This is a genomic window from Phenylobacterium sp. VNQ135 (assembly GCF_049445735.1).
GTDB lineage: Bacteria > Pseudomonadota > Alphaproteobacteria > Caulobacterales > Caulobacteraceae > Phenylobacterium.
In genome coordinates, this window is the sequence record NZ_JBMSDS010000001.1 from 235,809 (window position 1) to 258,971 (window position 23,163).

25 protein-coding genes, 1 tRNA gene and 1 riboswitch are annotated in these 23,163 nt (G+C 69.8%); of the genes, 16 read left to right on the forward strand and 10 right to left on the reverse strand.

What is annotated here, in order from left to right; all coding sequences use genetic code 11:
• Positions 1-6: 6 nt before the first annotated feature.
• A complete protein-coding gene (locus ACO2Q0_RS01150) occupies positions 7-1,416 on the reverse strand; it encodes a Mur ligase domain-containing protein (RefSeq protein WP_423349638.1) in 1,410 nt (469 codons plus the stop codon).
• Positions 1,417-1,629: 213 nt separating this feature from the next.
• Between ACO2Q0_RS01150 and ACO2Q0_RS01155 the strand changes: the two genes are divergently transcribed.
• The gene (locus ACO2Q0_RS01155) at positions 1,630-2,115 is read left to right on the forward strand and encodes a GreA/GreB family elongation factor (protein WP_423349639.1); all 486 of its coding nucleotides are present in this window, start codon (positions 1,630-1,632) and stop codon (positions 2,113-2,115) included.
• A 166-nt stretch (positions 2,116-2,281) separates the two neighbouring features.
• A complete protein-coding gene (locus tag ACO2Q0_RS01160; RefSeq protein ID WP_423349640.1) occupies positions 2,282-2,560 on the forward strand; it encodes a hypothetical protein in 279 nt (92 codons plus the stop codon).
• Positions 2,561-2,608: 48 nt separating this feature from the next.
• Here the strand turns inward: ACO2Q0_RS01160 and ACO2Q0_RS01165 are convergent.
• Positions 2,609-2,684, reverse strand: a tRNA-Asn gene (locus ACO2Q0_RS01165).
• A 207-nt stretch (positions 2,685-2,891) separates the two neighbouring features.
• Here ACO2Q0_RS01165 and ACO2Q0_RS01170 point away from each other — a divergent pair.
• Together ACO2Q0_RS01170 and ACO2Q0_RS01175 are read left to right on the forward strand one after the other, a co-directional pair.
• The gene (locus ACO2Q0_RS01170) at positions 2,892-3,017 is read left to right on the forward strand and encodes a hypothetical protein (RefSeq protein ID WP_423349641.1); all 126 of its coding nucleotides are present in this window, start codon (positions 2,892-2,894) and stop codon (positions 3,015-3,017) included.
• 93 nt (positions 3,018-3,110) lie between these two features.
• A complete protein-coding gene (locus tag ACO2Q0_RS01175; protein WP_423349642.1) occupies positions 3,111-3,722 on the forward strand; it encodes a flavodoxin family protein in 612 nt (203 codons plus the stop codon).
• Between the two features lie 3 nt (positions 3,723-3,725).
• On the opposite strand, the gene ACO2Q0_RS01180 is transcribed toward ACO2Q0_RS01175, so the two are convergent.
• Entirely contained in the window at positions 3,726-4,166 is a 441-nt protein-coding gene (locus tag ACO2Q0_RS01180) for a VOC family protein (protein WP_423349643.1), read from the reverse strand.
• Between the two features lie 220 nt (positions 4,167-4,386).
• Here ACO2Q0_RS01180 and ACO2Q0_RS01185 point away from each other — a divergent pair, with 220 nt between their 5' ends.
• The 3 genes from ACO2Q0_RS01185 to ACO2Q0_RS01195 are packed head-to-tail and all read left to right on the forward strand — an operon-like array spanning position 4,387 to position 9,257.
• Positions 4,387-5,460, forward strand: a complete 1,074-nt coding sequence (locus ACO2Q0_RS01185) for an efflux RND transporter periplasmic adaptor subunit (RefSeq protein WP_423349644.1) — start codon at positions 4,387-4,389, stop codon at positions 5,458-5,460.
• A gap of 28 nt (positions 5,461-5,488) precedes the next feature.
• A complete protein-coding gene (locus tag ACO2Q0_RS01190) occupies positions 5,489-8,728 on the forward strand; it encodes an efflux RND transporter permease subunit (RefSeq protein ID WP_423349645.1) in 3,240 nt (1,079 codons plus the stop codon).
• Position 8,729: 1 nt separating this feature from the next.
• Positions 8,730-9,257 (forward strand): GNAT family N-acetyltransferase, encoded by a 528-nt coding sequence (locus ACO2Q0_RS01195; protein ID WP_423349646.1) that lies wholly within the window; start codon positions 8,730-8,732, stop codon positions 9,255-9,257.
• Positions 9,258-9,281: 24 nt separating this feature from the next.
• On the opposite strand, the gene ACO2Q0_RS01200 is transcribed toward ACO2Q0_RS01195, so the two are convergent.
• Entirely contained in the window at positions 9,282-11,111 is a 1,830-nt protein-coding gene (locus ACO2Q0_RS01200) for an ABCB family ABC transporter ATP-binding protein/permease (protein WP_423349647.1), read from the reverse strand.
• Between the two features lie 166 nt (positions 11,112-11,277).
• Between ACO2Q0_RS01200 and ACO2Q0_RS01205 the strand changes: the two genes are divergently transcribed.
• The gene (locus ACO2Q0_RS01205; RefSeq protein WP_423349648.1) at positions 11,278-11,886 is read left to right on the forward strand and encodes a TIGR00730 family Rossman fold protein; all 609 of its coding nucleotides are present in this window, start codon (positions 11,278-11,280) and stop codon (positions 11,884-11,886) included.
• Here the strand turns inward: ACO2Q0_RS01205 and ACO2Q0_RS01210 are convergent.
• On the reverse strand, positions 11,883-12,821 hold the full coding sequence (locus tag ACO2Q0_RS01210; RefSeq protein WP_423349649.1) for a LysR substrate-binding domain-containing protein: 939 nt from the start codon (positions 12,819-12,821) through the stop codon (positions 11,883-11,885). The two genes, ACO2Q0_RS01205 and ACO2Q0_RS01210, sit on opposite strands and share 4 nt — an antisense overlap.
• A 100-nt stretch (positions 12,822-12,921) precedes the next feature.
• Here ACO2Q0_RS01210 and ACO2Q0_RS01215 point away from each other — a divergent pair, with 100 nt between their 5' ends.
• On the forward strand, positions 12,922-13,071 hold the full coding sequence (locus tag ACO2Q0_RS01215; RefSeq protein WP_423349650.1) for a hypothetical protein: 150 nt from the start codon (positions 12,922-12,924) through the stop codon (positions 13,069-13,071).
• 32 nt (positions 13,072-13,103) lie between these two features.
• Here the strand turns inward: ACO2Q0_RS01215 and ACO2Q0_RS01220 are convergent, their stop codons facing one another.
• The 3 genes from ACO2Q0_RS01220 to ACO2Q0_RS01230 form a co-directional block, all read right to left on the reverse strand.
• Complete coding sequence (locus tag ACO2Q0_RS01220) at positions 13,104-15,149, reverse strand: NAD(+) synthase (protein WP_423349651.1); 2,046 nt, start codon at positions 15,147-15,149, stop codon at positions 13,104-13,106.
• Between the two features lie 165 nt (positions 15,150-15,314).
• A complete protein-coding gene (dksA, locus tag ACO2Q0_RS01225; protein ID WP_423349652.1) occupies positions 15,315-15,743 on the reverse strand; it encodes an RNA polymerase-binding protein DksA in 429 nt (142 codons plus the stop codon).
• A 92-nt stretch (positions 15,744-15,835) separates the two neighbouring features.
• A complete protein-coding gene (locus tag ACO2Q0_RS01230) occupies positions 15,836-16,372 on the reverse strand; it encodes a flagellar assembly protein FliX (protein WP_423349653.1) in 537 nt (178 codons plus the stop codon).
• A gap of 97 nt (positions 16,373-16,469) precedes the next feature.
• On the opposite strand from ACO2Q0_RS01230, the gene ACO2Q0_RS01235 reads away from it, so the two are divergent.
• The 6 genes from ACO2Q0_RS01235 to ACO2Q0_RS01260 all read left to right on the forward strand — a co-directional run bounded on the left by ACO2Q0_RS01235 (position 16,470) and on the right by ACO2Q0_RS01260 (position 19,880).
• Entirely contained in the window at positions 16,470-17,588 is a 1,119-nt protein-coding gene (locus ACO2Q0_RS01235; protein ID WP_423349654.1) for a flagellar basal body P-ring protein FlgI, read from the forward strand.
• On the forward strand, positions 17,588-17,893 hold the full coding sequence (locus ACO2Q0_RS01240; RefSeq protein ID WP_423349655.1) for a rod-binding protein: 306 nt from the start codon (positions 17,588-17,590) through the stop codon (positions 17,891-17,893). Before ACO2Q0_RS01235 ends, ACO2Q0_RS01240 begins: the two co-directional genes overlap by 1 nt.
• Positions 17,893-18,336 (forward strand): flagellar basal body protein, encoded by a 444-nt coding sequence (locus ACO2Q0_RS01245; RefSeq protein ID WP_423349656.1) that lies wholly within the window; start codon positions 17,893-17,895, stop codon positions 18,334-18,336. The genes ACO2Q0_RS01240 and ACO2Q0_RS01245 overlap by 1 nt, the downstream gene beginning before the upstream one ends.
• A 67-nt stretch (positions 18,337-18,403) precedes the next feature.
• Positions 18,404-18,578, forward strand: a riboswitch (FMN riboswitch).
• Between the two features lie 89 nt (positions 18,579-18,667).
• Positions 18,668-19,171: a 6,7-dimethyl-8-ribityllumazine synthase gene (locus ACO2Q0_RS01250; protein WP_423349657.1), complete on the forward strand. Its 504-nt coding sequence runs from the start codon at positions 18,668-18,670 to the stop codon at positions 19,169-19,171.
• A complete protein-coding gene (locus ACO2Q0_RS01255) occupies positions 19,171-19,593 on the forward strand; it encodes a PaaI family thioesterase (RefSeq protein WP_423349658.1) in 423 nt (140 codons plus the stop codon). The genes ACO2Q0_RS01250 and ACO2Q0_RS01255 overlap by 1 nt, the downstream gene beginning before the upstream one ends.
• Positions 19,590-19,880, forward strand: coding sequence for a DUF1330 domain-containing protein (locus ACO2Q0_RS01260; RefSeq protein ID WP_423349659.1), 291 nt, complete (start codon positions 19,590-19,592; stop codon positions 19,878-19,880). Before ACO2Q0_RS01255 ends, ACO2Q0_RS01260 begins: the two co-directional genes overlap by 4 nt.
• Here the strand turns inward: ACO2Q0_RS01260 and ACO2Q0_RS01265 are convergent.
• Positions 19,877-21,457: an ABC-F family ATP-binding cassette domain-containing protein gene (locus ACO2Q0_RS01265; RefSeq protein ID WP_423349660.1), complete on the reverse strand. Its 1,581-nt coding sequence runs from the start codon at positions 21,455-21,457 to the stop codon at positions 19,877-19,879. The genes ACO2Q0_RS01260 and ACO2Q0_RS01265 overlap by 4 nt on opposite strands.
• 189 nt (positions 21,458-21,646) lie before the next feature.
• On the opposite strand from ACO2Q0_RS01265, the gene ACO2Q0_RS01270 reads away from it, so the two are divergent.
• On the forward strand, positions 21,647-22,345 hold the full coding sequence (locus ACO2Q0_RS01270; RefSeq protein ID WP_423349661.1) for a 2OG-Fe(II) oxygenase: 699 nt from the start codon (positions 21,647-21,649) through the stop codon (positions 22,343-22,345).
• On the opposite strand, the gene ACO2Q0_RS01275 is transcribed toward ACO2Q0_RS01270, so the two are convergent.
• Positions 22,323-23,069 carry a DUF72 domain-containing protein gene (locus ACO2Q0_RS01275; protein ID WP_423349662.1) on the reverse strand — a complete coding sequence of 249 codons (747 nt, stop codon included), beginning with the start codon at positions 23,067-23,069 and terminating at the stop codon, positions 22,323-22,325. The two genes, ACO2Q0_RS01270 and ACO2Q0_RS01275, sit on opposite strands and share 23 nt — an antisense overlap.
• Positions 23,070-23,163: the final 94 nt, after the last annotated feature.

A 23,163-nucleotide genomic window follows, 5' to 3' on the forward strand; every position in this document is an offset into this window, starting at 1 on the left:
CGGCGTTCAGGCGGCCGCAGCCTTGGCGTAGAGGCGGTCGAACACCGGCGGCAGGCTGTCCGGGAGGCCCAGCAACGGGCCCGAGGACAGCAGGAGCACCACTTCGTCGCCGGCGAGGCCGCTGAGCGCGGCGGTCGCTTCGTCGGCCGTGCGGACGCCCTCGACCGGCACGCCGGCGGCGGCGATACGGGCGGCGATCTCCTCGAAGGTGGACTGCTGGTGGCTGGCCGCCCCGTGGCTGGGCGGCGGCACGAGCAACACGCGGGCCACGCCTTCGAACACCGTGTCGTACCAGGGCAGCGCCTCGCGGTTGCGCCACGAGAAGGTGTGCGGCTCGAACACCACCGTCAGCGGCCGCGTCGGATAGTGCAGCTGCATCGCCTCGATCGCCGAGCGCGCCTTTTCGTAGGACGAGCCGAAACCTTCGATCACCGGCACGCGGCTGGCCTTGGTCAGGCGGTCGAGCCGGCGGCGGATGCCCTGGAAGCTCTCGATGGCGGCGGCGAGCTGGCTCTCGCTGACCATGCCGCGCTCCAGGACGTAGGCGCTGACGCCCACGATGTTCTCGATGTTGTGCTCGCCCAACAGGGTGGTGGCGAGGCGCAGGCGCCGGCCGTTCGGACCCGTCAGCACGAAGCGCGTGACGTCGCCGAACACCACCTCCTCAGCGCTCCAGTCGCCCTGCTCCACGTCGTACCAGACGATGCGGCAAGCCGCCTCGCCGGCGATGGCGCGGATGGCCGGATGCTCGCGCGCGACCAGCAGGCCGTCGGCCGGCAGCAGCCGAAGCAGCTCGCGGAACGGCGCCTCGTAGTCGGCGAAGGTCGGGAAGACGTTGACGTGGTCGTGGACCAGCGAGGTCAGCATGACATCGCGCGGGTGGTAGAGCACGAACTTCGAGCGCCGGTCGGCGGGGCCGACGATGTACTCGTCGCCCTCCAGGATCACCTCGGCGGCCCGCCCCCAGTGGCCGGTGTCGCGCAGCGATGGCGAGATCGCCCCGATCATCCAGCCCGCGTCCCGCCCGGCCTCCCGGAGCACGTGGGCGAGCAGCGCCGTGCAGGTGGACTTGCCGAACGAGCCGGCGACGACGGTGTTCAGCCGGCCTTCCGTCGCCTCGCCCACCATTTCGGGAAAGGTGGTCACGCGCACGCCGCGGGCCCGCGCCGCCTGCACCTCCGGATTGGCCTCGCCGCCCAGCTTGGCCGAGGCGCCCAGAACCAGCACGTCCAGGTTGGCCGGCAGGTTGGCGGCGTCGAAGCGGCGGAAGAACGGGAAGCCCAGGCCTTCGACATAGGTCGACATCGGTGGGAAGACGTCCTCGTCCGAGCCGGAGACCTGGTGGCCGGCCTCGCGCATCATCAGAGCGGCTGCGCTCATGCCGGCGCCGGCGATGCCGGTGAAGTGGATGCGCATGGGGCCTTCCGCGTCGGGAGAATCTCAACCTGCTGGTTAGCTCATCCGCGGCGTTCGTCCAGCCCGCTGCGGCCCTGCGCCCTCGCCCGCGACGATGCGGCGCTGGCCGCTCGCGAATTCGTCAAATGAGCAGCCGGGCGCCGAATGGCCTAGCCGTGCGTTGGCAGGAGGTGACGGCGGCGAGTGGCCGCCATCCGAGGAGAGTTGAAAGTCATGAGCAGCGCCTTCGTGCGTGAGCCTGACGACCTGCGGCCCGAGAGCCCGCCCGAGCGCGTCGTCAGCCAGCATCCCAATTTCGTCACCTCGCGCGGCTTGAAGCTGATCGAGCGGACCCTGGCCGAGCTGGACGGCCGGATCGGAGCTTGTGAGGACGAGGCGGAACTCGCCTGGCTGCGGCGGGACCTGCGCTACTGGTCGGCCCGGCACGCGAGCGCCCAGATCCTCGAATCGCCCGACGCGCCCGAGGAAGTGGCGTTCGGAACCCGCGTGACCTTCCGCCGCGAAGGCGGACAGGCAGAGACCGTCGAACTGGTCGGCGAGGACGAAGCCGATCCCGCAGAAGGGAAGCTGAGCTGGGTCTGTCCGCTGGCGCACGCGATGATGGGCGCCATGGCCGGCGAGACGGTGGAGCTGGAGGCGCGGGGCGCCGCGGTGGAGATTCACATCCTCGCCGTGGAGCCGATCCGACTGCTCAACTGAGGCCTGATAACGGTCGGAAATCCGTTTACCCGCGCTTAACCAACGCAGCCGACGTTCCCCTTGTCTTCCTTGAAGACACCCCACCATCACCGACTATTTTTCAGCCCGGCGCGCATGCGCCGGGCTCTTTTTTCGTCCGCCGCCCCGCCTCAGGCGTTTGGTCCCCATGGACGACGATCTCGAAGGCCTGAGCCGCGAAGAACTGCTCGCCGAAGTGAGGCGGCTGCGCGCCGGCATCCGGGCGCACCGCGATTCCAGCGGCCACGAGCTGTGCTGGCATCACCCGCAACTCTGGGGTCTGCTTCCGGAAAAGGTTGACCCGGCCATCGCCGTTCCGCCCTGGCCCAAGTTCCTGCGCGGCTGCGTCGCCTATCGGGAATCGCTGGAGCGCCAGGCGCCCGAGGCTCCCACGCATGACGCCGAATATGACGGCGGGCGGGGCTGATCTCCGGGACTTCGTCTCGACGGCGCGGGAGTTTCGCGAAGTTCGCGATGGCTCCCCGGGCAGGACTCGAACCTGCGACCCGGCGGTTAACAGCCGCCTGCTCTACCAACTGAGCTACCGAGGATCAGGCCGTCGAGGGCCGGCGATATACGCGGCGTCGTTCGGCGGCGCAAGCGGTACGGCCGGCTGGCGCGTCAAAATGCAAAAGCGGCTGTGGACACTCTTCCCCGCCGAAGCGGAAAGCCGTTCGATCACGGAGGCTTGCGGCAACGGCCGGAGAGGATCAGAGTTGAGTTCCAGAGCCCGCCAGAGGCTCGGGAGGAGACTAGAGATGATCGACATGTCCCGGCCGCCCGAGCGGCTGCATTCCCAGTGCGCCGTGATCCTGGCGCCCTTCGTGGCCATCGGCGCGGGCTTCGTCGCCTTGGCGTTCGTCCTGGACAAGATCTTCGGCTGACGCCGCCCCCGCGCGGGTCGCCACTGAGTCGCACGGGAACGGAGGTCCCGTCCCGGCCGTTCGGGCGCCAAGCTCGACCGTCGGGAGACCGCTATGCGCGCCCTTGTGCTCAACTGCACCCTGAAGCCGTCCCCGGAGACTTCGAGCACCGAGGCCCTCGCCCGGGTGCTGATGGCCGAATGGGAAGAGGAGGGTGTCGAGGCCGAGCTGGTCCGGCTCGTCGACCTCGACATCAAACCCGGCGTGAAGTCCGACATGGGCGGCGGCGACGACTGGCCCAAGGTGCGGGAGAAGATCCTCGCCGCCGATATCCTGCTCATGGCGACGCCCACCTGGATGGGCCAGATGTCCAGCGTGTGCCAGCGGGCGCTGGAGCGGATGGACGCCCTCTTCGGCGAAACCGACGACCAGGGCCGCAGCCCTGCCATGGGCAAGGTCGCCGGCGTCGTCGTCACCGGCAACGAGGACGGGGCCCACCACATCGTCGCCACGGTGTGCCAGCCGCTGATCGACCTCGGCTTCACCGTGCCGGGCCAGTCATGGACCTACTGGCACCTGGGCCCCGGCCCGGGGCCGGACTACGTCGACACCCAGCAGGCGCACGACTATTCCGACCGTGTGGGCCGCAACGCCGCGCGCAACCTGCTGTTCATCGCCAACCTGCTGTCGGGCCGGACCTTCCCTCCCCAGGAGAGCGGCGGGTAGCCGCTACCAGACCCCGACGTTGGGCATCGACGCCCAGGGTTCCGCCGGCGGCTTGGCGTCGCCGGCCTGCAGCAGCTCGATGGAGATGTTGTCCGGCGAGCGGACGAAGGCCATGCGCCCGTCGCGCGGCGGCCTGTTGATGACCACCCCGCCGTCCTTCAGTCGCTGACAGGCGGCATAGATGTCGTCGACCTGATAAGCCAGGTGGCCGAAGTTGCGGCCGCCCTCGTAGGCCTCCGGATCCCAGTTGAAGGTGAGTTCGACGAGCGGCGCCTTCCGCTGCTGGGCCAGCTCCTCGTCGCCCGGCGCACAGAGGAACACCAGCGTGAAGCGACCGGCCTCATGCTCGCTCCGGTACAGTTCCTTAAGCCCGAGCTTGTTCACATAGAAGTCGAGCGAGGCGTCCAGGTCGGCGACCCGGACCATGGTGTGAAGGTAGCGCACGCGAGGTCTTTCCTATACTCTGTAAATCGTTGGAGCACGTTCGCGCTCTGCGAGTGTTGCGGCAGGACCACAATCCAGCGGCGGTCCTGCGACCAATAGTTCAATGTGCTCGGCGTGACCGCAAATTCATTTGCGCTCGCATAACGGCGGCATCACAAGCGGCAGGTCGGAGAACGGCCGCCGAACAAGAGGGGCGGCCCGCGGGGCCCGGGGAGACGACGTGCTAGGACGCCTGAAGCCGCAGTACCTTTTCATCCTGGTCGTCATCGGGCTGCTCGCCCTGTACTTCCTCTTCGGATCGCTCTTTGGCGGCAAGAAGGCGCACAACGTCGCCGAGGCCAAGACCACCGCCGACACCCAGCCCAGCGTCCAGGTGAAGCTCGCGCCCGAGACCGTGCGCCAGGTGGACGTCGTGCTGCGCGGCCGCACAGAGGCGGCACGCGCGGTGGTGGTGCGCTCCGAAACTGCCGGCGTGGTGGCGGCCACCCCCGCTGCGGAAGGCTCGTTCGTCCGCCGCGGCCATGTGCTGTGCCGACTGGCGGTCGACGCCCGCCAGGCCAGCGTCGACCAGGCCCGCGCGATGCTGCGCTCGCGCCAGCTCCAGCGGCAGGCCGCGGCCCAGCTCGCGGAAAAGGGTTACCGCTCGCAGACCCAGGTGCTCGAGGCCCAGGCGGCCCTGGACGCCGCCCAGGCCCAGGTGCGCCAAGCCGAGATCGCGCTGGCGCAGGTGAATATTCGCGCTCCCTTCGACGGCGTGTTCGATAAGCGCGACGCCGAGATCGGGACCTACCTCGCGCCGGGCCAGGCCTGCGGCACGATGATCGAGCTCAATCCGCTGCTGGTGGTGGGCGACGTGCCCGAGACGGACGCAGCGCGCCTGCGCGTCGGAGCGCCGGCCACCGCCAAGCTGGTGGGCGGCCAACTCCTGAACGGACGGGTCCGCTATGTGGCCCAGGACGCAGATCCGCAGACGCGCACCTATCACCTGGAGGTCGCGGTGCAGAACCCGGCCAATGTCGTCCGGTCGGGCCTGTCGGCCGAGCTGCGCATCGGCGCGGGCGCCGGCGCGGCCCACCTGGTGCCGGTCTCGGCGCTGGTGCTGGACGCCGCGGGCCGCCAAGGCGTGCGCTACGTGCTCGCCGACAATCGCGTCGCCTTCGCGCCGGTGACGGTGCTGGAGGAGACCGGCGACGGCATGTGGGTGACCGGGCTGGCTGGCGCTGTGCGCGTGATCACGGTCGGCCAGTCGTTCGTCGCCGACGGCCAGAAGGTTCGGGTGGCCGCCGCGCGCTAGCGCAACGGCCCCCGGGGAGAGCTGAAGCATGGTCGGCGCGCTGATCGAGGGAGCCCTGAAGCGGCGCAAGGTGGTGCTGGGCGTGACGCTCATCGCCGCCCTGTTCGGGTTCTTCGCCTACCTGGGCATGCCTCGCGAGAGCGAGCCCGACATCGACCTGCCCTACATCTCGGTGGTGGTCCCCTACCCCGGCGTCTCGCCCGAGGACGCCGAGCGGCTGCTGGTGAAGCCCCTGGAGGTGGAGCTGCAGACCATCCAGGGCATCAAGTCGATGAACGCGGTGGCGCGCGAGAGCGTGGCCGTGGTGACGCTGGAATTCGAGGCCGACTTCGACAAGGACAAGGCGCTGGAGGACGTCCGCGCCAAGGTCGACCTGGCCCGCGGCGAGTTCCCGCCCGACGCCGAGGAGCCGATCATCGAGGAGATGAACTTCTCGGGCGAGCCGGTCATCGGGATCGTCATCTCGGGGGCCGCCCCCGAGCGCGAGCTGCATCGGGTCGCGCGCGGCCTGAAGGAGCGCCTGGAAGGCACAGAGGGCGTGCTCGAGGTCTTCATGAGCGGCGCCCGCGAGGAGGTGCTCGAGGTCGTCATCGATCCGCTCCGGATGGAGGCCTACAACGTCACCACGGGCGAGCTGGCCCAGGTGATCGGGCGCAACAACCAGCTGGTGCCCGCAGGCTCCCTGCGCTCAGGCGCGGGGCAGTTCGCGGTGAAGGTGCCGGGCGTCGTCGAGGATCCGTCCGACATCCTGGCCCTGCCGATCAAGAAGAACGGCGACAGGCTGGTCACCGTCGGCGACATCGGCGACGTGCGCCGGACCTTCAAGGATCCCAGCTCGATCAGCCGCTACAACGGCCATCAGGCCTTCATCCTGGAAGTCTCCAAGCGCGGCGGCTCGAACATCCTGGAGACCGTCCAGACCATCAAGAAGGTCACCGAGGCCGAAGCCAAGCGGTGGCCGTCGACGGTGCAGCTCAACTACATCTACGACGAGAGCGAGTTCATCGGCCGGACGCTGGTGGTGCTGGAGAGCGGGCTGCTCTCGGCGAGCCTTCTCGTCATGCTGATCATCGTCGCCAGCCTCGGCATACGCCAGGGCCTGATGGTCGGCGCCTCGATCCCGATCTGCTTCATGCTGGCCTTCCTGATGCTGAACGGCATGGGCATCACGCTGAACCAGATGGTGATGTTCGGCATGGTGCTGGCGGTCGGCATCCTGGTCGACGGCGGCATCGTGGTAGTCGAATACGCCGACCGGAAGATGGCCGAGGGGCTGTCAAAGGCCGAAGCCTTCGCCGCCGCCGGCAAGCGGATGTTCTGGCCGGTGGTCAACGGCACGCTGACGACGCTCTGCGCCTTCGTGCCGTTCATGTTCTGGAACTCGATCAGCGGGAAGTTCATGAGCTTCCTGCCGCTCACGCTCTTCTTCGTCTTGGGCGCCTCGATCTTCGTGGCCCTGATCTTCACCCCGGCCTTGGGCTCGATCTTCGGTCGCGCCGCGGCGGTCGACCAGGAGCACCTGGCCGAGATCATGAAGTCCGAGCACGGCGACCCGCGCGAGATGAAGGGCTTCATGGGCTGGTACGCCCGGGCGCTTACGACCCTTGGACGGCATCCCACCCGGGCCATGGCCCTGGGCGTGGTGATCGTGGTCGCCATCTTCATGTGGTTTGGCAAGACGCCGCACCGCACCGAGTTCTTCATCGAGGAAGACCCGGAATTCACCCAGGTCTACGTCAAGGCGCGCGGCAACCTCTCGCCCGAGGCGCAGAACGCCCTGGTGGCGCAGGTGGAGCGGCGGCTGGACGGCCTGAAGGGCGTGGAGTCGCTCTACGTGCGCTCGGGCGGCTTCACCTCGAACGGCGGGCCGAACTCGGCGCCGAACGACACCATCGGCCGCATCCGCGTCGACTTCCTCGACTTCGAGGGCCGACAGGCGCTGGGGATCCGGGGCCGCGACATCGAGGCCGAGGTGCGCAAGCGCGTCTCCGACATCCCGGGCATGCAGATCGAGGTGCGCGGGCCGCAGAACGGCCCCCCGATCGGCAAGGACGTGCAGGTCCAGCTCCGCAGCCATGACCCCGCCGCCCTGAACGCCGCGGCCGAGATGGTGAAGGCCAAGCTGGCGTCCGACCCGCAGCTCATCGAGCTCGAGGACAACCGCACCTCGCCCGGCATCGAGTGGAACCTCGCGGTCGACCGCGAGGCCGCCGGCCGCTACGGCGTCGACGTGCTGTCGGTGGGCCAGACGATCCAGTTCCTGACCGGCGGCGTGCTGATGGGCCGCTTCCGGCCGGACGACGCCGAGGACGAGCTGGACATCCGCGTCCGCTTCCCGCCCGAGGCGCGGAACGTGGCGGCCTTCAACCAGCTCAAGATCACCACCCCGCAGGGGCCGGTGCCGGTCAGCTACTTCATCAAGCGCGTGCCGACCCAGCAGGTCACCCAGATCCAGCGCCGCGACGGCCAGCGTCTGGTGATGGTGCAGGCCAACGCCGCCGAGGGGGTGGCGGCGAACCTGAAGATCACCGAGATCCGCAAGTGGCTTGAAACCTCGCCGCTGGATCCCGCCGTGACCTGGAAGTTCACGGGCGCCGACGAGGAAGGCCAGGAGGCGGCGCAGTTCTTCGCCGCGGCGATGGCGGCGTCGATCTTCATGATGTTCGTGATCCTGCTGTGGCAGTTCAACAGCTTCTACGGCGTGGTGGTGACGCTCTCCGCGGTGATCCTGTCGACCGTCGGCGTGCTGCTGGGCATCCAGGTCAACCTCGCGGGCACGTTCGACTACATCTCGGTGATCATGGTGGGCACCGGCGTGGTCGCGCTGTTCGGCGTGGTGGTGGGCCACAACATCGTGCTGGTGGATACGTTCTATCACCTGCGCCACGAGGGCTACGCGGCCGACGAGGCGGCGGTGCGGGCGGCGGCCCAGCGGTTCCGGCCGGTGCTGCTGACCACGCTCGTGACGGTCGTCGGCCTTCTGCCCCTGATGTTCCAGGTGCACCCGAACTTCCGGGCCGGACATATCGAGTTCGCCGCGCCGGGCTCGGAGTGGTGGGTGCAGCTCTCGGCCGCGGTGGTCTGGGGCCTGTCGTTCGCCACCTTGCTGACCCTGGTGCTGACGCCGGTGATGCTGGCCGCTCCGAAGGTCTATTCCGCCCGCTTCGTGCGGCTGCGCGACTGGCTCTACGAGCGAACCGGCTGGCCGCCCTTGCGGCGGGCTCGGCGCCAGATCGCCGAGCCGCCCTACCCGAAGGCTGCGGAGTAGCGTGCCGCTGACGCACCGGGTCGCTCAGGCCGCGGACATCCCGACGCTGGAGGCGGTGATGGACGCGGCGATCGGCGAGCTCCAGCGGGGCTTCCTGACGCCGGAGCAGATCGCATCCAGCCGGATGATCATGGGCCTGGATCGGCAGCTCATCGCCGACGGGACCTATTTCGTCGTCGAAGAGGACGGCCAGGTGGCGGGCTGCGGCGGCTGGAGCCGGCGCGCGACCCTCTACGGCGGCGATCATACGCCTGGCCGCGACGCGGCCCTGCTGGACCCCGCGACCGAAGCCGCCCGGGTTCGGGCGATGTACACGAGCCCGGCCTTTGCGCGGCGCGGCGTGGGGCGGCTGATCCTGCGGCTGTGCGAGGACGCCGCCCGCGCCGAGGGGTTCACCAGGCTGGAGCTGATGGCCACGCTATCGGGGCAGCCGCTCTATGCAGCGGCGGGCTTCGAGCCGGTCGAACAGATCTCAGACGACCGAGGCGGCGTGGCGGTGCCGCTGGTGCGGATGCGCAAGGCGATCTGACCTCCCCGCTCGATGGGCAGGAAATCAGCCGCGGGTCTGCCGCCGCCAGAGCGCCGCGTATTCCGCCCCCTTGGCCAGCAGCTCGTCATGCGCGCCGCGTTCGACGATCCGGCCTCGGCGCAGCACCAGGATCTGGTCGGCGTCGGCGATCGTCGACAGCCGGTGGGCGACCACGAGCGTCGTGCGCCCCGCCCTCACCTTGCGCAGGGTCTCCTGGATCGCAGCTTCCGTCGGGCCGTCGAGGGCGCTGGTGGCTTCATCCAGGATCAGCACGCGGGGATCGGCCAGCAGGGCGCGGGCGATGCCAACGCGCTGGCGCTCGCCACCCGAGAGCTTCAGGCCGCGCTCGCCGACCCGGGTCGCCATCCCATCGGGCAGACCGTCGATGAAGGGACCGAGCTCGGCCGCGTCGGCGGCGGCGCGGACCTCGGCCGGCGTGGCGTCGGGCCGCGAGAAGGCGATGTTGGCGTAGAGGCTGTCGTTGAAGAGCGCCACGTCTTGCGGCACCAGGGCGACGGCGCGGCGGATGTCGGCCAGCTTCACCCCGCGCATGTCCAGGCCGTCGATGGTGACCCGCCCCTCCTGCGGATCGATCAGGCGCATGGCCAGCCGGATGGCGGTGGTCTTGCCGGCGCCGGAGGGGCCGACGAGGGCGACGGTCTGGCCGGGCCGGGCCTCGAAGCTCACGTCCAGCAGCCCCGTCGAACGGGCGTCGTGCCGGAAGCTGACCCCTTCGAAGGCGATGGCGGCGCCTTCCGCCCGGGCCGGCGGCAGGCTCACCGCGTCCGGGGCGTCGGTGATCTCGGGGCGGATGTCGCGCAGGGCGACCATCTGCTCCATGTCGATCAGCCCCTGGCGGATCTCGCGATACTGGAAGCCCAGCATGCCCAGCGGCGCGTAGAGGCCGGACAGCAGGAAGATGGCCGTGGTGATGTCGCCGATCCGCAGCTCGCCGCCGGCCACCTGCATGCCGGCCATCACGGTCAGGGCGGCGAGGCCTACGTTGAGGATCAGGGCCTGGGCGGCGTTCAGCAGGTTGAGCGAGCCGTTGGCGCGGGCGCTGGCGTCCACGTAGTCTCCCATCGCCCCCGCGTAGGAGTCGACCAGCCGCGGCTCGGCCCCGAAGGCCTTCAGCGTCTCGTAGTTGATCAGGGCGTCGGACGAGAGGCCCGCCGCGCGTGTCTCGGCCTCGTTCAGCTCGCGCCGATGGGACAGCCGCCAGTCGGTGATCTTGAAGGTGATGACGGCGTAGAGGACCAGGGTCGCGAACGCCGTGAGCGCGAACCGCCAATCCAGGCGCAGGGCCATCACGATCATGGCCAGCACCAGCTCGACCGCGGTCGGGCCCAGGCTGAAGATCAGGCTGCGGATCAGGAAGTCGGTGGCGCGCGCGCCGCGGTCGATCACCCGCGACAGCGCCCCGCTCTGCTTGGTCTGGTGGAAGTCGAGCGACAGCGACAGCGCATGGCCGAAGCTCTCCACCGCCGCCCGCGCCATGGTGGACTGCGAGACCCGGGTGAAGATCGCGTCGCGGGCATAGGGCGCGACAGCCGCCACGAGCCGCAGGGCGGCGAACCCGATCGCGAGGCCCACGAAGGTCGTCCCCACAAGCACCGCGCCCTGGCCGACCGGGCTCAGGGTGTTGATGGCGTCGCCCAGCAGGACGGGGGCGAGCACGCCCGCCAGCTTGCCCGCGAAGACCAGCACGAGGGCAGCGGCGATCCGCAGGCGAAGCTGCGGCGCGCCCGAGCGCATCACGAGCCGGCCGAGGCCGGTCATCGAACCCCAGAAGTCGAACTTCGCGTCGGCGGGGGCGACCGCGCCGACGCCGCCGCCGTGGCGGACGCGGGCCATGTGGGCGTGGACCAAGGCGGCTACGCCTCGCCTGCGACGCTAAAGGACACTTCCGGGAACACGGCTTGCTTGAATCTCCTTAACCCTGGCCATAGCTACTTGGGGCCTCGGTGCGCGCGAGCCAAGCGCGAGTCGTCGATGGCTCTTCCTTCTGGAGTGGATGTTCATGGGGCGTGACAACGGACGCCTGCAATCCGTCTGCGTCTTCTGCGGCTCGTCCGAGGCGGCCGATCCGGCCTTCCTGCGAGCGGCCGGCGATCTCGGCCGCGCACTGGCCGACGCCAGGCTGCGCCTGATCTACGGCGGCGGCGGCGTCGGGCTGATGGGCGCCACCGCGCGCGGCGCGCACGACGCCGGCGGCGACGTTCTGGGCATCATCCCCGACTTCCTGGTGGGCCGCGAACGCGCCCTCGACAGCGTCGAGCACGTGGTGGTCACCTCGATGCACGAGCGCAAGTCGATGATGTTCGAGGAGTCGGACGCTTTCGTCATCCTGCCCGGCGGCATCGGCACTCTGGAAGAGGTGGTGGAGCTGCTGTCCTGGCGCAGGCTGGACCTGCACAAGAAGCCGGTCGTCTTCTACAACCCCGGCGACTTCTGGAAGACGCTTTTCGACCTCTTCCAGCACACGGTCGACGCCAAGCTCACCCCGCCCGAGTTCATGGACGCCTGGCGCGCCGTCGAAACGGTGCAGGAGATCGTCCCGGCGCTCTACGCCCAGGCCGGCGAGCCGATGCCGAACATCGACGAACAGCGAATGCTGAAGGTCACCTAGGCGGCTTCGGCGCCAAGTCTGGCCAGCACCTTCTGGGCGAAGGGGTCGTTCGCGACCTCTTCCAGCAGCCACTCGCGGAAGGCGGCGATCTTGCCGGCCCGCCGGCGGTCCTGCGGATAGACGAGCCAGTAGCTGCTCTCTCCGAAGTAGATCTCGAACGGCTGGACGAGCCGCCCGGCGGCGAGGTCGCGCCCGAACATCACTGGCGAGCCAATGGCCACGCCGTCGTTGGCGAGCGCCGCGGCCACCTCCAGCGTCTGGGTGTCGGCGGTGATGCGCGGCGCCGCCGGGCGCTCGACTCCATCGGCGATCACGCCCGCGGCCTGGAACCAGGCCGTCCACTCCAGGTCCGAGCCGATGCGGGGCACGTCCATGAGCCGGGCGGGCGTCGGGCTGTCGCCGAGGCTGGCCATGGCGGCGGGCGTGCACAGCACCGTCTGGGCCGCCGGGAACAGGCGCAGCGCCTCCATGCCCGGCCACACGCCGCGGCCGGTGCGGATCGCCACGTCGAAGTCCTCGCGGTTGAGGTCGACCATGCGGTTGCCGGTGTCGAGGCGCACCGCGATCTTCGGGTGCGCCACCTGGAAGGCGCCCAGCCGGCCCGCCAGCCAGTGGGTGGCGAAGGTCTGCAGGGTGGTGATGCACAGCACGCCCTCGCCCGTCTCGGAGAGATCGGTGATGGCGCTGCGAAGCCCCGCCATGGCCTCGCCGGCGGCCCGGGCGAGCCGCTCGCCGGCGGGCGTGAGGATCACTTCGCGCGGGCGCCGCACGAACAGCTTGCGATCCAGCCGCTCCTCCAGCGCCTTCACCTGCCAGCTCACCGCCGCCTGGGTGATGCCGAGTTCCTCGGCCGCGCGCGTGAAGCTGCCGAGCCGCGCGGCGGCCTCGAACACGCGGATGGCGCTGAGCGGAATCCTGGCGAGAACGTCAGACATAAGTTGCGCTTATAGGTACAGCAGGAGGCCGCGTTTGTCGACCGACGTTCGCGGAGGCACTTTCTCTCGTGACGGACAACCTTCGCTACGGGAGACGGACATGGAAGAGCTGCACAAGATCCATAAGGATGTTCCCTTCGGCTACTGGGTGCTGTGGGTGCGGCCCGCGCTGAAGGCGTGGTCGCGGCGCCGGCACGCGGCCCAGGATGCGCGGGCGGCGCTTCCCCGCGGTCTGCGGGCCTCTCGGTGACGGCCCGGCCTCCCCCGCGGGAGACGGGCGGCTCAGGGCACGTTCGCGTCCAGCTCTTCCAGCCATACCTTGGCCGTGCCGTCCGAGGGCGCACGCCAATCGCCGCGGGGGCTGAGATTGCCGCCCGAGATCACCTTCGGTCCGTTCGGCATGGCCGAGCGCTTGAACTGGCTGATCTCGAAGAAGCGGAAGAGGAAGACCTGCAGCCAGCTCTTGATGGTCGCCAGGTCGTAGGCGTTCCGCGCCTCCTCCGGGAAGTGCGGCGGCCATGCGCCGGCGGCCGCGTCCTTCCAGGCGTGCCAGGCCATGAAGGCCACCTTCGACGGCGGCAGGCCATAGCGGGTGATCCAGTAGAGATTGAAGTCCTGGAGCTCGTAGGGCCCGACCTTGGCCTGGGTGCTCTGGATCGCGCCTGAGGCGTCGGCCGGCACCAGCTCGGGCGAGATCTCGGTGCCGAGCACCGACAGCAACACCTCGGACGCGGCGGTGTCGAACTGCCCCGTCTTCGCCACCCAGCGGATCAGATGCTGGATCAGCGTCTTCGCCACCGAGCCGTTGACGTTGTAGTGGCTCATCTGGTCGCCGACGCCGTAGGTGCACCAGCCCAGTGCGAGCTCGGAGAGGTCGCCGGTGCCCAGCACGAAGCCGTGCCGCTGGTTGGCCAGCCGGAACAGGTAATCGGTGCGCAGACCGGCCTGCACGTTCTCGAAGGTGACGTCATAGACCGGCTCGCCGCGGCCGAACGGATGGCCCATGTCCTTCAGCAGCTGGGTCGCGGCCGGACGGATGTCGATCTCCTCGCCCGTCACGCCCAGGGCGTTCATCAGCTTCCAGGCGTTGGACTTGGTGCCCTCGCTCGTGGCGAAGCCCGGCATGGTGAAGCCCAGGATGTCGGACCGCGGCTTGCCCAGCAGGTCGAAGGCCTTGGCCGCCACGATCAGGGCGTGGGTCGAGTCCAGGCCGCCTGAAACGCCGATGACGAGGTGCTGGGATTTCGTCGATTGCAGCCTTTTTACAAGGCCTTGCACCTGGATGTTGAAGGCCTCGTAGCAGTCCTGATCCAGGCGCGCCGCATCGTCGGGCACGAACGGGAAGCGGTCCACCGCGCGCTGCAGGCCCACGTCCTTGAAGTGGGGCTGGTGCTCGAAGCGCACGCGCCGGAAGAACTGCTCGGGATGGCTGTTGGCCACCGCCGCGTCGTTGAAGGTGGGCGAACGCATCCGTTCCAGGCGCAGCTTCTGGACGTCGATGTCGGCGACCGCCATCTGGGCCTGCGTCGGGAAGCGGTCGGTGCAGGCAAGTTCGCGGCCGAGCTCGTGGATGGAGGCCTGTCCGTCCCAGGCAAGATCCGTGGTGCTCTCGCCGGGTCCGGCGGCCGAATAGAGGTAGGCCGCCTGGCAGCGGCTGGACTGGGAAGCGCAGAGCAGCGCCCGCTCGTCGGCCTTGCCCACGACGATGTTCGAGGCCGATAGGTTGCAGAGGATCAGCGCGCCGGCGAGCGCCCCCTGCGTCGACGGCGGAGCCGGCGCCCAGAAGTCCTCGCAGATCTCGGCGTGGAAGACGAAGTCCGGCAGGTCGGCGGCCTCGAACAGGAGGTCCGTGCCGAACGGGGCGACCTGACCCGCCAGCGCGACCTCCAGGCCCTCGACGCCGTGCCCCGGCGCGAACCAGCGTTTCTCGTAGTACTCACGGTAGTTGGGCAGGTAGCTCTTCGGGACCACGCCCAGGACGCGGCCGCGGGCGATGACGACGGCGCAGTTGTAGAGGCGGCCGTTGTGGGCGACGGGCGCGCCGACCAGCAGAACGGGACTGAGCTTGGCGCTGGCCTCCACCAGGCCGGCGATCTCGGCCTCCACCCGCTTCAGCAGCGCCTCCTGCAGGAACAGGTCGTCGATGGCGTAGGCGCTGATGCCGAGCTCCGGGAACAGCATCAGGTCGCACCCGGCGGCGTCGCCCTCCCGGGCCATGCGCAGAGTCTCGGCGGCGTTGAAACCCGGATCGCCCACCGCGACGCGAGGCGTGCAGGCGGCGACGCGGACGAATCCGTGGGCGTGGATGGCGTAGAACGACTTCGACACGACAGCTCCCGTTTCCCGCGCCCCAGATCGACCAGGGAAATGCTCACTTTGAGCATATATAGCGTCGCCCGCGGGGTACGGCAAAGCCGCTGGGCCGCCGATCCCGTCGGGCCCGTTGTGAACGCGGCAGAAACGAAAACGGCCCCGTTTCCGGGGCCGTGTCAGCTATTCGTCGCGGTGGACACGTTCGCGGCGCTCGTGCCGCTCTTGAGCCTCGAGACTGAGGGTGGCGATCGGCCGGGCCTCCAGCCGGGAAACGCCGATCGGCTCGCCGGTCTCCTCGCAGTAGCCGTAAGAGCCATCCTCGATGCGGCGCAGCGCCTCGTCGATCTTGGAGATCAGCTTGCGCTGACGGTCCCGCGTGCGGAGTTCGAGAGCCCGATCGGTTTCGGAAGACGCTCGATCGGCAACGTCGGCGTGGTTCTCGGTTTCCGTCTGCAGGTGGGACAGCGTCTCACGAGATTCGCGAAGGATGTCCTCTTTCCACTTCAGAAGCTTCTGCTTGAAATACTCAAGCTGACGCTCGTTCATGAACTCCTCGTCCTCGGCAGGACGATACTGAGGACTGTCAGCCAGAACTGCGGCTGTTTTCATGGATACCTCACGCCCCCTGGACGCCCTGAGACACGCGGTGGGTGTATAGCAAATCGAACCGTGGTTTCAACGCACTCAGATTCGAGGCGCGATTACGCCGCACGCGCCCCGACCTCAAGCTTCGCAAGCTCTACCGCGGCGCGAGTCTCGATCTCGTCGAGCACGCCTTCAAGCTTCGGGTCGTCGGTCGCCTGCCGCTCGTCCTGAATGGCGCGGCGCAGACGGTCCAGGTCGCCCGCCCCAAGGTCGCCGCCGAGCAGCGCCACCTTGAGGCCGTCAAGGACATCGAGAATCTGACCGGCCCGGCGGACCGAGCGGCGTTTTCGCTCCAACGGCCCGCCCACGTCCTGCAGCGCCAGGAGGGCTTCAACGCCCATGACCGCTGAAACGCCGCCGACCGCCGCCGGCCGCTCCACGGCCGCGCCCGGCGCAGGCCCAGCCAGGCGAAAGCCCTCGCCACCGCTGCGCGAGGCGGTCTTGCCCGCCCCTTGCGCCTGGGAAACGCCGCCTGTCCCGCTGACCTTCATGGCGCTCACGCCGCCCCCTCTGCACTCGAGGGTAAGCTTCGCCGGCCAAACTTGCAGCATGGTTAACGGGCGGCAATTCCTGCCGGGAAAAAGGCGCCGCATTAACCATGCCTAGCTTTGTAATCATTGCGCTTTCTCGACGCTTACGGTCTGGCACGCTCCTCGCATGCGATGTGCGCGAAGCAGCTAGTGAGCGCCTATGCGTCCGGTCCGAGCCATCACCGCCCTCCTCTTCGCCGCGCCGCTGGCCTTCGGCGCGCTTGCGGCGGAGCCCGTGGCGGCCAAGTCGCGCATCAAGGACATCGTCGAGTTCGAAGGCGTCCGCGAGAACATGCTGGTCGGATACGGGATCGTGGTCGGCCTGAACGGCACGGGCGATGCGCTGCGCAACGCGCCTTTCACCAAGCAGAGCCTGGAGGCGATGCTGGAGCGCCTGGGCGTCAACACCCGCGACGCCCAGCTCAACACCAAGAACGTCGCCGCAGTCATGGTGACGGCCAAGCTGCCGCCGTTCGCCGCCCCGGGCTCCCAGATCGATGTCAGTGTCTCGGCCCTGGGCGACGCCAAGAGCCTGCAGGGCGGCTCGCTGCTGGTGACCCCGCTGCTGGGCGCCGACGGGCGCGCCTACGCCCTGGCTCAGGGCACTGTGCAGACCGGCTCGATCAGCGCCTCGGGCGCCTCGGGCTCGTCGGTATCGAAGGGCGTGCCGACCGCCGGCCGCATCGCCGGCGGCGCCTCGGTGGAGTTGGAGACCGGCTTCCAGCTCGCCAGCATGGGCCAGATGCGCATGACCCTGCGCAATCCCGACTTCACCACCGCACGCCGGATCGCCGAGGTGATCAACCAGCGCTACCCCGGCGCGGCGATCGCCGAGAACCCGACCATCGTCACGGTGCGGCCGAGCGGCGGCGACATGATGGGCTTCCTGGCGCAGGTCGAGAACCTCGCCGTCGAGCCCGACGCCCCGGCCAAGGTGGTGATCGACGAGGTCGCCGGCGTGATCGTCATGGGCGAGGCGGTGCGCGTCTCCACGGTGGCGATCCAGCAGGGCAACCTGACGATCACCGTGCGCGAGCAGCCGGCCGTCAGCCAGCCGGCGCCCTTCGCCCGCACCGGCGAGACCGCTGTCGTGCCGCAGACCGACATCTCGGTGGACGAGGAGCGCGGCCGGCAGTTCCTGACCGTGAAGTCGGGCGCCTCGCTAGCGACCCTGGTGGCAGGACTGAATGCGCTCGGCGTCACGCCGCGAGACATGATCTCCATCCTGCAGACGATCCGCGCGGCGGGCGCCCTGCAGGCCGAAATCGAGGTGATGTGATGGTCGACTTCGCGATCACCCCGGCCCTTCTCGCCCAGCCCGCGACACCGTCGGCCGCTGAGCTCGCCAAGCGCACCAAGATCCGCGAGGCCGCCGAGCAGTTCGAGGCCCAGTTCCTGTCGGTGATGCTGCAGCCGATGTTCGAGGGCACGGATGTCGAGGGCCCGTTCGGCGGCGGCGCCGGCGAGACCATGTTCCGCTCGCTCATGACCGAGGCCATGGGCAAGCAGATGGTGAAGTCGGGCGGGGTCGGCCTGGCCGACACCGTTCAGCGTGAAATCCTCAAGATGCAGGGGCTCCAGTAATGGCCATCGCGGCGCAGAACCCGCAGGACCGGGTCGAGCAGCTCATCCTGCTGACCGAGCGGCTGACCGAGCTGATGGCCGAGCAGGCCGTTGCCTTCGAGAGCCGCCGGCCGCAGGACGCCGCCGCCAAGCTGGAGGAGACCAGCCGTCTGGCCAACCTCTACCGTCACGAGTCCGCCCGGGTGCGCGCCCAGCCGGACCTGGTGTCCAGCGCGCCGTTGGATCTGCGCACGCGCCTGGTGCGGGCGACCGAAGCGTTCGACGCGGTGTTGGCCCGCCAGGGCCGGGCGCTGAACGCCGCGCGCACCGTGACCGAAGGCCTGGTCAAGGCCATCGCCGACGAGGTCGCCAATCAGCGCGGCAAGGGCGTCTCCTACGGCGCGACCGGCCGAGCCTCCACGAACGGCACGGCGACCGCGATCACCCTGAACCGGCGGGCCTGATTCAAACGCTTGTTTGACGTTGCGGAACCCGCCTAGCTTGATCGACGCCGCCTGAGTCTCAGGCGGTCTACGTTCTCAGGGCGGGGTGAAATTCCCCACCGGCGGTAATGCCTTCCAAAGCCTCTGGCGAGGAGGGACGAGCCCGCGGGCGCCCTGCGAAGCTCTCGCGAGCCAAGCAGGGGACGAGCAGACACCGGTGCGATCCCGGGGCCGACGGTTAGAGTCCGGTTATGAGAACGGTCGTGTCGTGGACGGGCGGGATTCCGCCCTGCCCGCGTGCGCGGCCTCTCCCTGAGTCGTGGTTCCTTCAGGCCCGGTCAGGGAGAAGACCATGACCCAAACTGCTTCCATCCAGGAATACCGCACCGCCAACGGCGCCTTCCGCGCCGCGCGGATCGCCTTCATCCACGCGCTCTGGCACGAGGAGATCGTCCGCGAAGCCTACGTCGGCTTCCTCGACGAGATCGTCAGCCTCGGCTTCGAGGAGAGCGCGATCGAGCGCTTCGAGACCCCCGGCTCGTTCGAGATCCCGCTGCACGCCCAGACCCTCGCCCGCTCCGGCCGCTACGCCGCGATCGTGGCGGCAGGCTTCGTCGTCGACGGCGGCATCTATCGCCACGAGTTCGTCGCCGAGACGGTGATCCGGGCGCTGATGCAGGTGCAGCTCGAGACCGAGACGCCGGTGTTCTCGGTGGTGCTGATGCCGCATCACTTCCACGAGCACGAGACGCACCAGCGCTTCTTCCAGGGCCATTTCCGGCTGAAGGGCGCCGAGGCGGCGCGCGCCTGCCACGGCACGCTGCAGAGCCTGGCCCGCATCGCGGAGGCGGCGTGATGACCGTGCTCGACATACCCGCCGGCTTTGCGCCGCACTTCCGGTCGAGCCCGCTGACCAAGCCCTGGGAGCCGCTCTACAGCCGCGCGGCGGGCGAGACCGTGGTGATCGGCCTGCGGGCCGGCGAGGCCCACACCAACAGCCGCGGCTTCGTGCACGGCGGCCTCATCACGGCGCTGGCCGACGTGGCCATGGGGCTCTCATGCTCGCGGCGGCTGGGCGACATGCCGAGCCTGGTGACGGTGAACCTCAACGTCGACTTCCTGGGTTCGGCGCTGACCGGGCAGTGGCTGGAGTTCGACACGGTCTTCGTGCGGCCGGGCTCCACGCTGTGCTTCGCCCAGGCGTTCGTCACCGCAGACGGCCAGCCGTGCGCGCGCGCCAACGCCGTGTTCCGCGTCGTGAAGCGGAGGCCGCAATGACCTGCTACCTCGTTGGCCGGATCGCCATACACGACCGCGAGCGCTACGGCCGGTACGCCGCCGCGTTCATGCCTGTGCTCAAGCAGTATGGCGGCCGCCTGCTGCTCTCCGAGGAGAACCCGGAGCCGCTCGAGGGCGACTGGGACGGCCGCAAGCTGGTGGTCCTGGCCTTCGACAGTCGTGAGGCGGCGCTGACCTGGGCAAACTCACCCGAGTACCGGAAGATCGCCGTCGACCGCGACGCCGGGGCCGACGTGATCGCCGTGCTGACGGAGGGCTTCGGTTAGAGGCCGACGGTCCGGCCCACGCCGACGGCCTGCAGGAAGTCGGCGTCGTGGCTCACCATCAGCAAGGCGCCGTCGTAGCCGGAGAGTGCGGCTTCGACGGCGCCGATGCTGTCGAGATCCAGGTGGTTGGTCGGCTCGTCGAGGATCAGCAGGCCCGGCGGGCGGTCGCCCATCAGCACGCAGGCCAGCGCGGCCCGCAGGCGCTCGCCGCCGCTCAGCGCCGAGAGCGGCTTGTCGGCGGCGGTGTTGCGGAACAGGAAGCGGGCGAGCGCCGCGCGCGCCGCATTGGGCGTCGCCTTGGGGTTCAGGCGTACGAAGGCGTCGACGAGGCTGCCCTGCTCGCCGAGCAGCGCCGTCTGCTGGTCGAGGAAGGCGGGCGCCACGCCCCGGATGACGCGGCCCGCGGTCGGCTCCAGTTCGCCGGCGGCGAGCTTCAGGATCGTCGTCTTGCCCGCGCCGTTCGGGCCCACGAGGGCGACCCGCTCGCGTCCGGCAAGACGCAGCGAGAGGCTGCGCACGACCGGCGGTGCGCCAGGATAGGCGAAGGTCACATCCTCCAGGCTCAGCACCGGCTTGCCCGCGGCGACGCCGGACGGCGGAAGCTCGAAGGCCAGGCGGCGCACGCGCTCCACGCGGGCTTCGGCCTTGGCCAGAGTCTCGGCGGCGTCGGCCTTCAACCGCTCGGCCAAGACCTGCCCGCGGCCGGCGCTCTCCTCGGCGCGGCGCTTCAGGCCGCCGGCGACGATGCGCGGCATCGACCCCGAGGCGCCGTGGCGCTTGCCGGCGGCGTCACGGCGGGCCTTCCGCTCGGCGGCCGTCTGGGCGTCGCGGGCGACACGGGCGCTCTCCTTCTGGGCGTCGGACAGCGCCCGCTCCGCGGCCGCCTCGGCCTCGGCCTTGCGCTCGATGTAGACGTCATAGCCGCCGCCATGGACCTCCGCGCCCAAGGCGCTCAGTTCGACGATGCGGTCCATGCGCCGCAGCAGCGCGCGGTCGTGGCTGACCACAATGGCCCCGCCTTTCCAGCGGCCGAGCGTCTCGGCCACCAGCTCGCGCGCCTCGACATCGAGGTTGTTGGTCGGCTCGTCCAGGATCAGCAGGTCGGGTTGGGCGGCAATGAGGCCCGCCAGCGCCGCGCGCGTCGTCTGCCCACCGCTCAACGCCGCGGCGGGACGCTCGAGGTCCAGCCCCTCCAGGCCGACGCCGGCCAGCGCTTCCGCAAGGCGCGCCTCCAGCGTCCAGTCGGCCTCGGCCAGGTCGTCGGGCGTCCCCTCGCCCGCCTCGATCCGGCGCAGGCGGGCGAGCATCTCCGAGACGCCCAGGAGATCTCCGACACTCGCGCCCGGCGGCGGCCGGAGCGCCTGGCGGAGCACGCCGACGCGGCCCTGCACGCTGACCGAGCCCGCGAACGGCGAAAGCTCGCCCAGGATCAGCCGGACAAGCGTCGTCTTGCCCACGCCGTTGCGGCCGACGAGACCGGTGCGCTCGGCGCCGAAGCTGAGGGTCAGATGGTCGAGGAGGACGCGCCCGTCAGGGGCGGCGAAGCTCAGGGAGTCGAGGGTGACGAAGGAAGGCATGGGGGACCGTGTGCGCGGGGACGTGGCGGGCGGAGCGGTTGTCCGTCGTCAGGCGCATGGTCGTGGCACTCCTTCGCTAGAGCTCCTGATCTAGGGGCCGCGTCGGCGGAGGCCAAGGGTTGGCGTGTTTCGGACCCGCCATCCAGGCTGCATCTTGAGGCGGCGCACGGCATCGCCGACTTGCGGCGCATGAAATCGCCCGACACCCTCGACTGGACCGCGCTGGCGGCCGAGCTCGACGCCCACGGCTGCGCCGTCGTCCCAGACCTGCTGGACTCCGCCGAATGCTCGCAGGTCGCCGGCTGGTATGACGAACCCGATCGCTTCCGCAGCACCGTGGTGATGGCTCGGCACGGCTTCGGACGGGGCGAGTACCGCTATTTCCGCTACGACCTGCCGCCGCTCGTGCAGACGCTGAGGGCCGAGCTGTATCCGCGACTGGCGGCCATCGCCAACGCCTGGAACGGCGCCCTGGGCGAGGACGTCCGCTTCCCGCCGGATCACGCGGCCTATCTCGCCCGCTGCCATGCGGCCGGCCAGACGCGGCCGACCCCGCTGCTGCTGCGGTACGGCGTGGGCGACTACAACTGCCTGCACCAGGACCTCTACGGCGAGCACGTCTTCCCGCTGCAGGTCGCGGTGCTGCTTTCGGAGCCCGGGCGTGACTTCGAAGGCGGCGAGTTCGTCCTGACGGAGCAGCGGCCACGGATGCAGTCTCGGGCCGAGGTCGTGCCGCTGCGCCAGGGCGACGCCGTGATCTTCCCCGTCCATCATCGGCCGGTGCGGGGCGCCCGCGGCCTTTACCGCGTGAACCTGCGTCACGGGGTGAGCCGGCTGCGCAGCGGCCGACGCCACACGCTCGGAATCATCTTCCACGACGCGGCGTGAGCTCGGGCGCGAGGCGGGCTTGCAGGCCCAGGGCGTTGGCCATGGCCGCGCCGGACGTGGTGTTGTCGAACACGCACCAGGCCTCCGCCGCGCCGGACGCCTCGATGGCCCGCGCCAAGGCGTCGAGCGCAGCACCTTCGTAGGCGGAGTAGTACATCCGGGGCGAGCCGTGCAGCCGCCAGTAGGCCAGTTCCGGCCAGCCGCCGGGCGCCGCCGCCAGCGGGTGGCGGGCCGGGTCGGCGGCGACGCGGGCGATGCGGTGCGCCTTGAGCCGTTCATCGGCGTCGGCTGCGAACCATGTCGGGTGCCGGGGCTCGCAGACTGCCGCACCCGGCCACACGTCGCGAAGCGCGACGAAGAACGCCTCCGCGACCTCCACCTCGTAGGCCAGGCTGGGCGGCAGCTGGACCAGCAAGGGCCCGAGCTTGTCGCCAAGCTGTTCCGTCTCCGCGCGGAACGCGGCGAGCGGCTCCGCGGCGTCCTTCAGGCGCGCCTCGTGGGTGATCCGGCGCGGCAGCTTCACGGCGAACCGGAAGTCCGCCGGCGTCGTCTCGACCCAGCGAGCGTAGGTGGCCGGCCGATGGCTGCGATAGAAGGTGCTGTTGATCTCCACCGCGTCGAAGCGGGCCGCGTAGCGTTGCAGACCGCTGCCGTCCGTGGGGAACGCCTGCGCCACCGCGCGCGGGATCGTCCAGCCGGCGGTGGCGATGTGCAGCCTCGTCATGGCGGCGCCAACGCGCGGCGCAGGTCTCGGTTCGCGACTTTCGGACTTGTGTTGCGGAAGCAGCATTGGCCCGCGATCGGGCTCCGACGATGTT

Bases quoted from the DNA above. Each gene is read 5' to 3' on its own strand.
- ACO2Q0_RS01150 (WP_423349638.1), bottom strand. From the start codon at position 1,416: ATGCGCATCCACTTCACCGGCATCGCCGGCGCCGGCATGAGCGCAGCC.
- ACO2Q0_RS01155 (WP_423349639.1), top strand. From the start codon at position 1,630: ATGAGCAGCGCCTTCGTGCGTGAGCCTGACGACCTGCGGCCCGAGAGC.
- ACO2Q0_RS01160 (WP_423349640.1), top strand. From the start codon at position 2,282: ATGGACGACGATCTCGAAGGCCTGAGCCGCGAAGAACTGCTCGCCGAA.
- ACO2Q0_RS01170 (WP_423349641.1), top strand. From the start codon at position 2,892: ATGATCGACATGTCCCGGCCGCCCGAGCGGCTGCATTCCCAGTGCGCC.
- ACO2Q0_RS01175 (WP_423349642.1), top strand. From the start codon at position 3,111: ATGCGCGCCCTTGTGCTCAACTGCACCCTGAAGCCGTCCCCGGAGACT.
- ACO2Q0_RS01190 (WP_423349645.1), top strand. From the start codon at position 5,489: ATGGTCGGCGCGCTGATCGAGGGAGCCCTGAAGCGGCGCAAGGTGGTG.
- ACO2Q0_RS01200 (WP_423349647.1), bottom strand. From the start codon at position 11,111: ATGGCCCGCGTCCGCCACGGCGGCGGCGTCGGCGCGGTCGCCCCCGCC.
- ACO2Q0_RS01205 (WP_423349648.1), top strand. From the start codon at position 11,278: ATGGGGCGTGACAACGGACGCCTGCAATCCGTCTGCGTCTTCTGCGGC.
- ACO2Q0_RS01210 (WP_423349649.1), bottom strand. From the start codon at position 12,821: ATGTCTGACGTTCTCGCCAGGATTCCGCTCAGCGCCATCCGCGTGTTC.
- ACO2Q0_RS01215 (WP_423349650.1), top strand. From the start codon at position 12,922: ATGGAAGAGCTGCACAAGATCCATAAGGATGTTCCCTTCGGCTACTGG.
- dksA (WP_423349652.1), bottom strand. From the start codon at position 15,743: ATGAAAACAGCCGCAGTTCTGGCTGACAGTCCTCAGTATCGTCCTGCC.
- ACO2Q0_RS01230 (WP_423349653.1), bottom strand. From the start codon at position 16,372: ATGCGGCGCCTTTTTCCCGGCAGGAATTGCCGCCCGTTAACCATGCTG.
- ACO2Q0_RS01235 (WP_423349654.1), top strand. From the start codon at position 16,470: ATGCGTCCGGTCCGAGCCATCACCGCCCTCCTCTTCGCCGCGCCGCTG.
- ACO2Q0_RS01240 (WP_423349655.1), top strand. From the start codon at position 17,588: ATGGTCGACTTCGCGATCACCCCGGCCCTTCTCGCCCAGCCCGCGACA.
- ACO2Q0_RS01245 (WP_423349656.1), top strand. From the start codon at position 17,893: ATGGCCATCGCGGCGCAGAACCCGCAGGACCGGGTCGAGCAGCTCATC.
- ACO2Q0_RS01250 (WP_423349657.1), top strand. From the start codon at position 18,668: ATGACCCAAACTGCTTCCATCCAGGAATACCGCACCGCCAACGGCGCC.
- ACO2Q0_RS01255 (WP_423349658.1), top strand. From the start codon at position 19,171: ATGACCGTGCTCGACATACCCGCCGGCTTTGCGCCGCACTTCCGGTCG.
- ACO2Q0_RS01260 (WP_423349659.1), top strand. From the start codon at position 19,590: ATGACCTGCTACCTCGTTGGCCGGATCGCCATACACGACCGCGAGCGC.
- ACO2Q0_RS01265 (WP_423349660.1), bottom strand. From the start codon at position 21,457: ATGCCTTCCTTCGTCACCCTCGACTCCCTGAGCTTCGCCGCCCCTGAC.
- ACO2Q0_RS01270 (WP_423349661.1), top strand. From the start codon at position 21,647: ATGAAATCGCCCGACACCCTCGACTGGACCGCGCTGGCGGCCGAGCTC.
- ACO2Q0_RS01275 (WP_423349662.1), bottom strand. From the start codon at position 23,069: ATGACGAGGCTGCACATCGCCACCGCCGGCTGGACGATCCCGCGCGCG.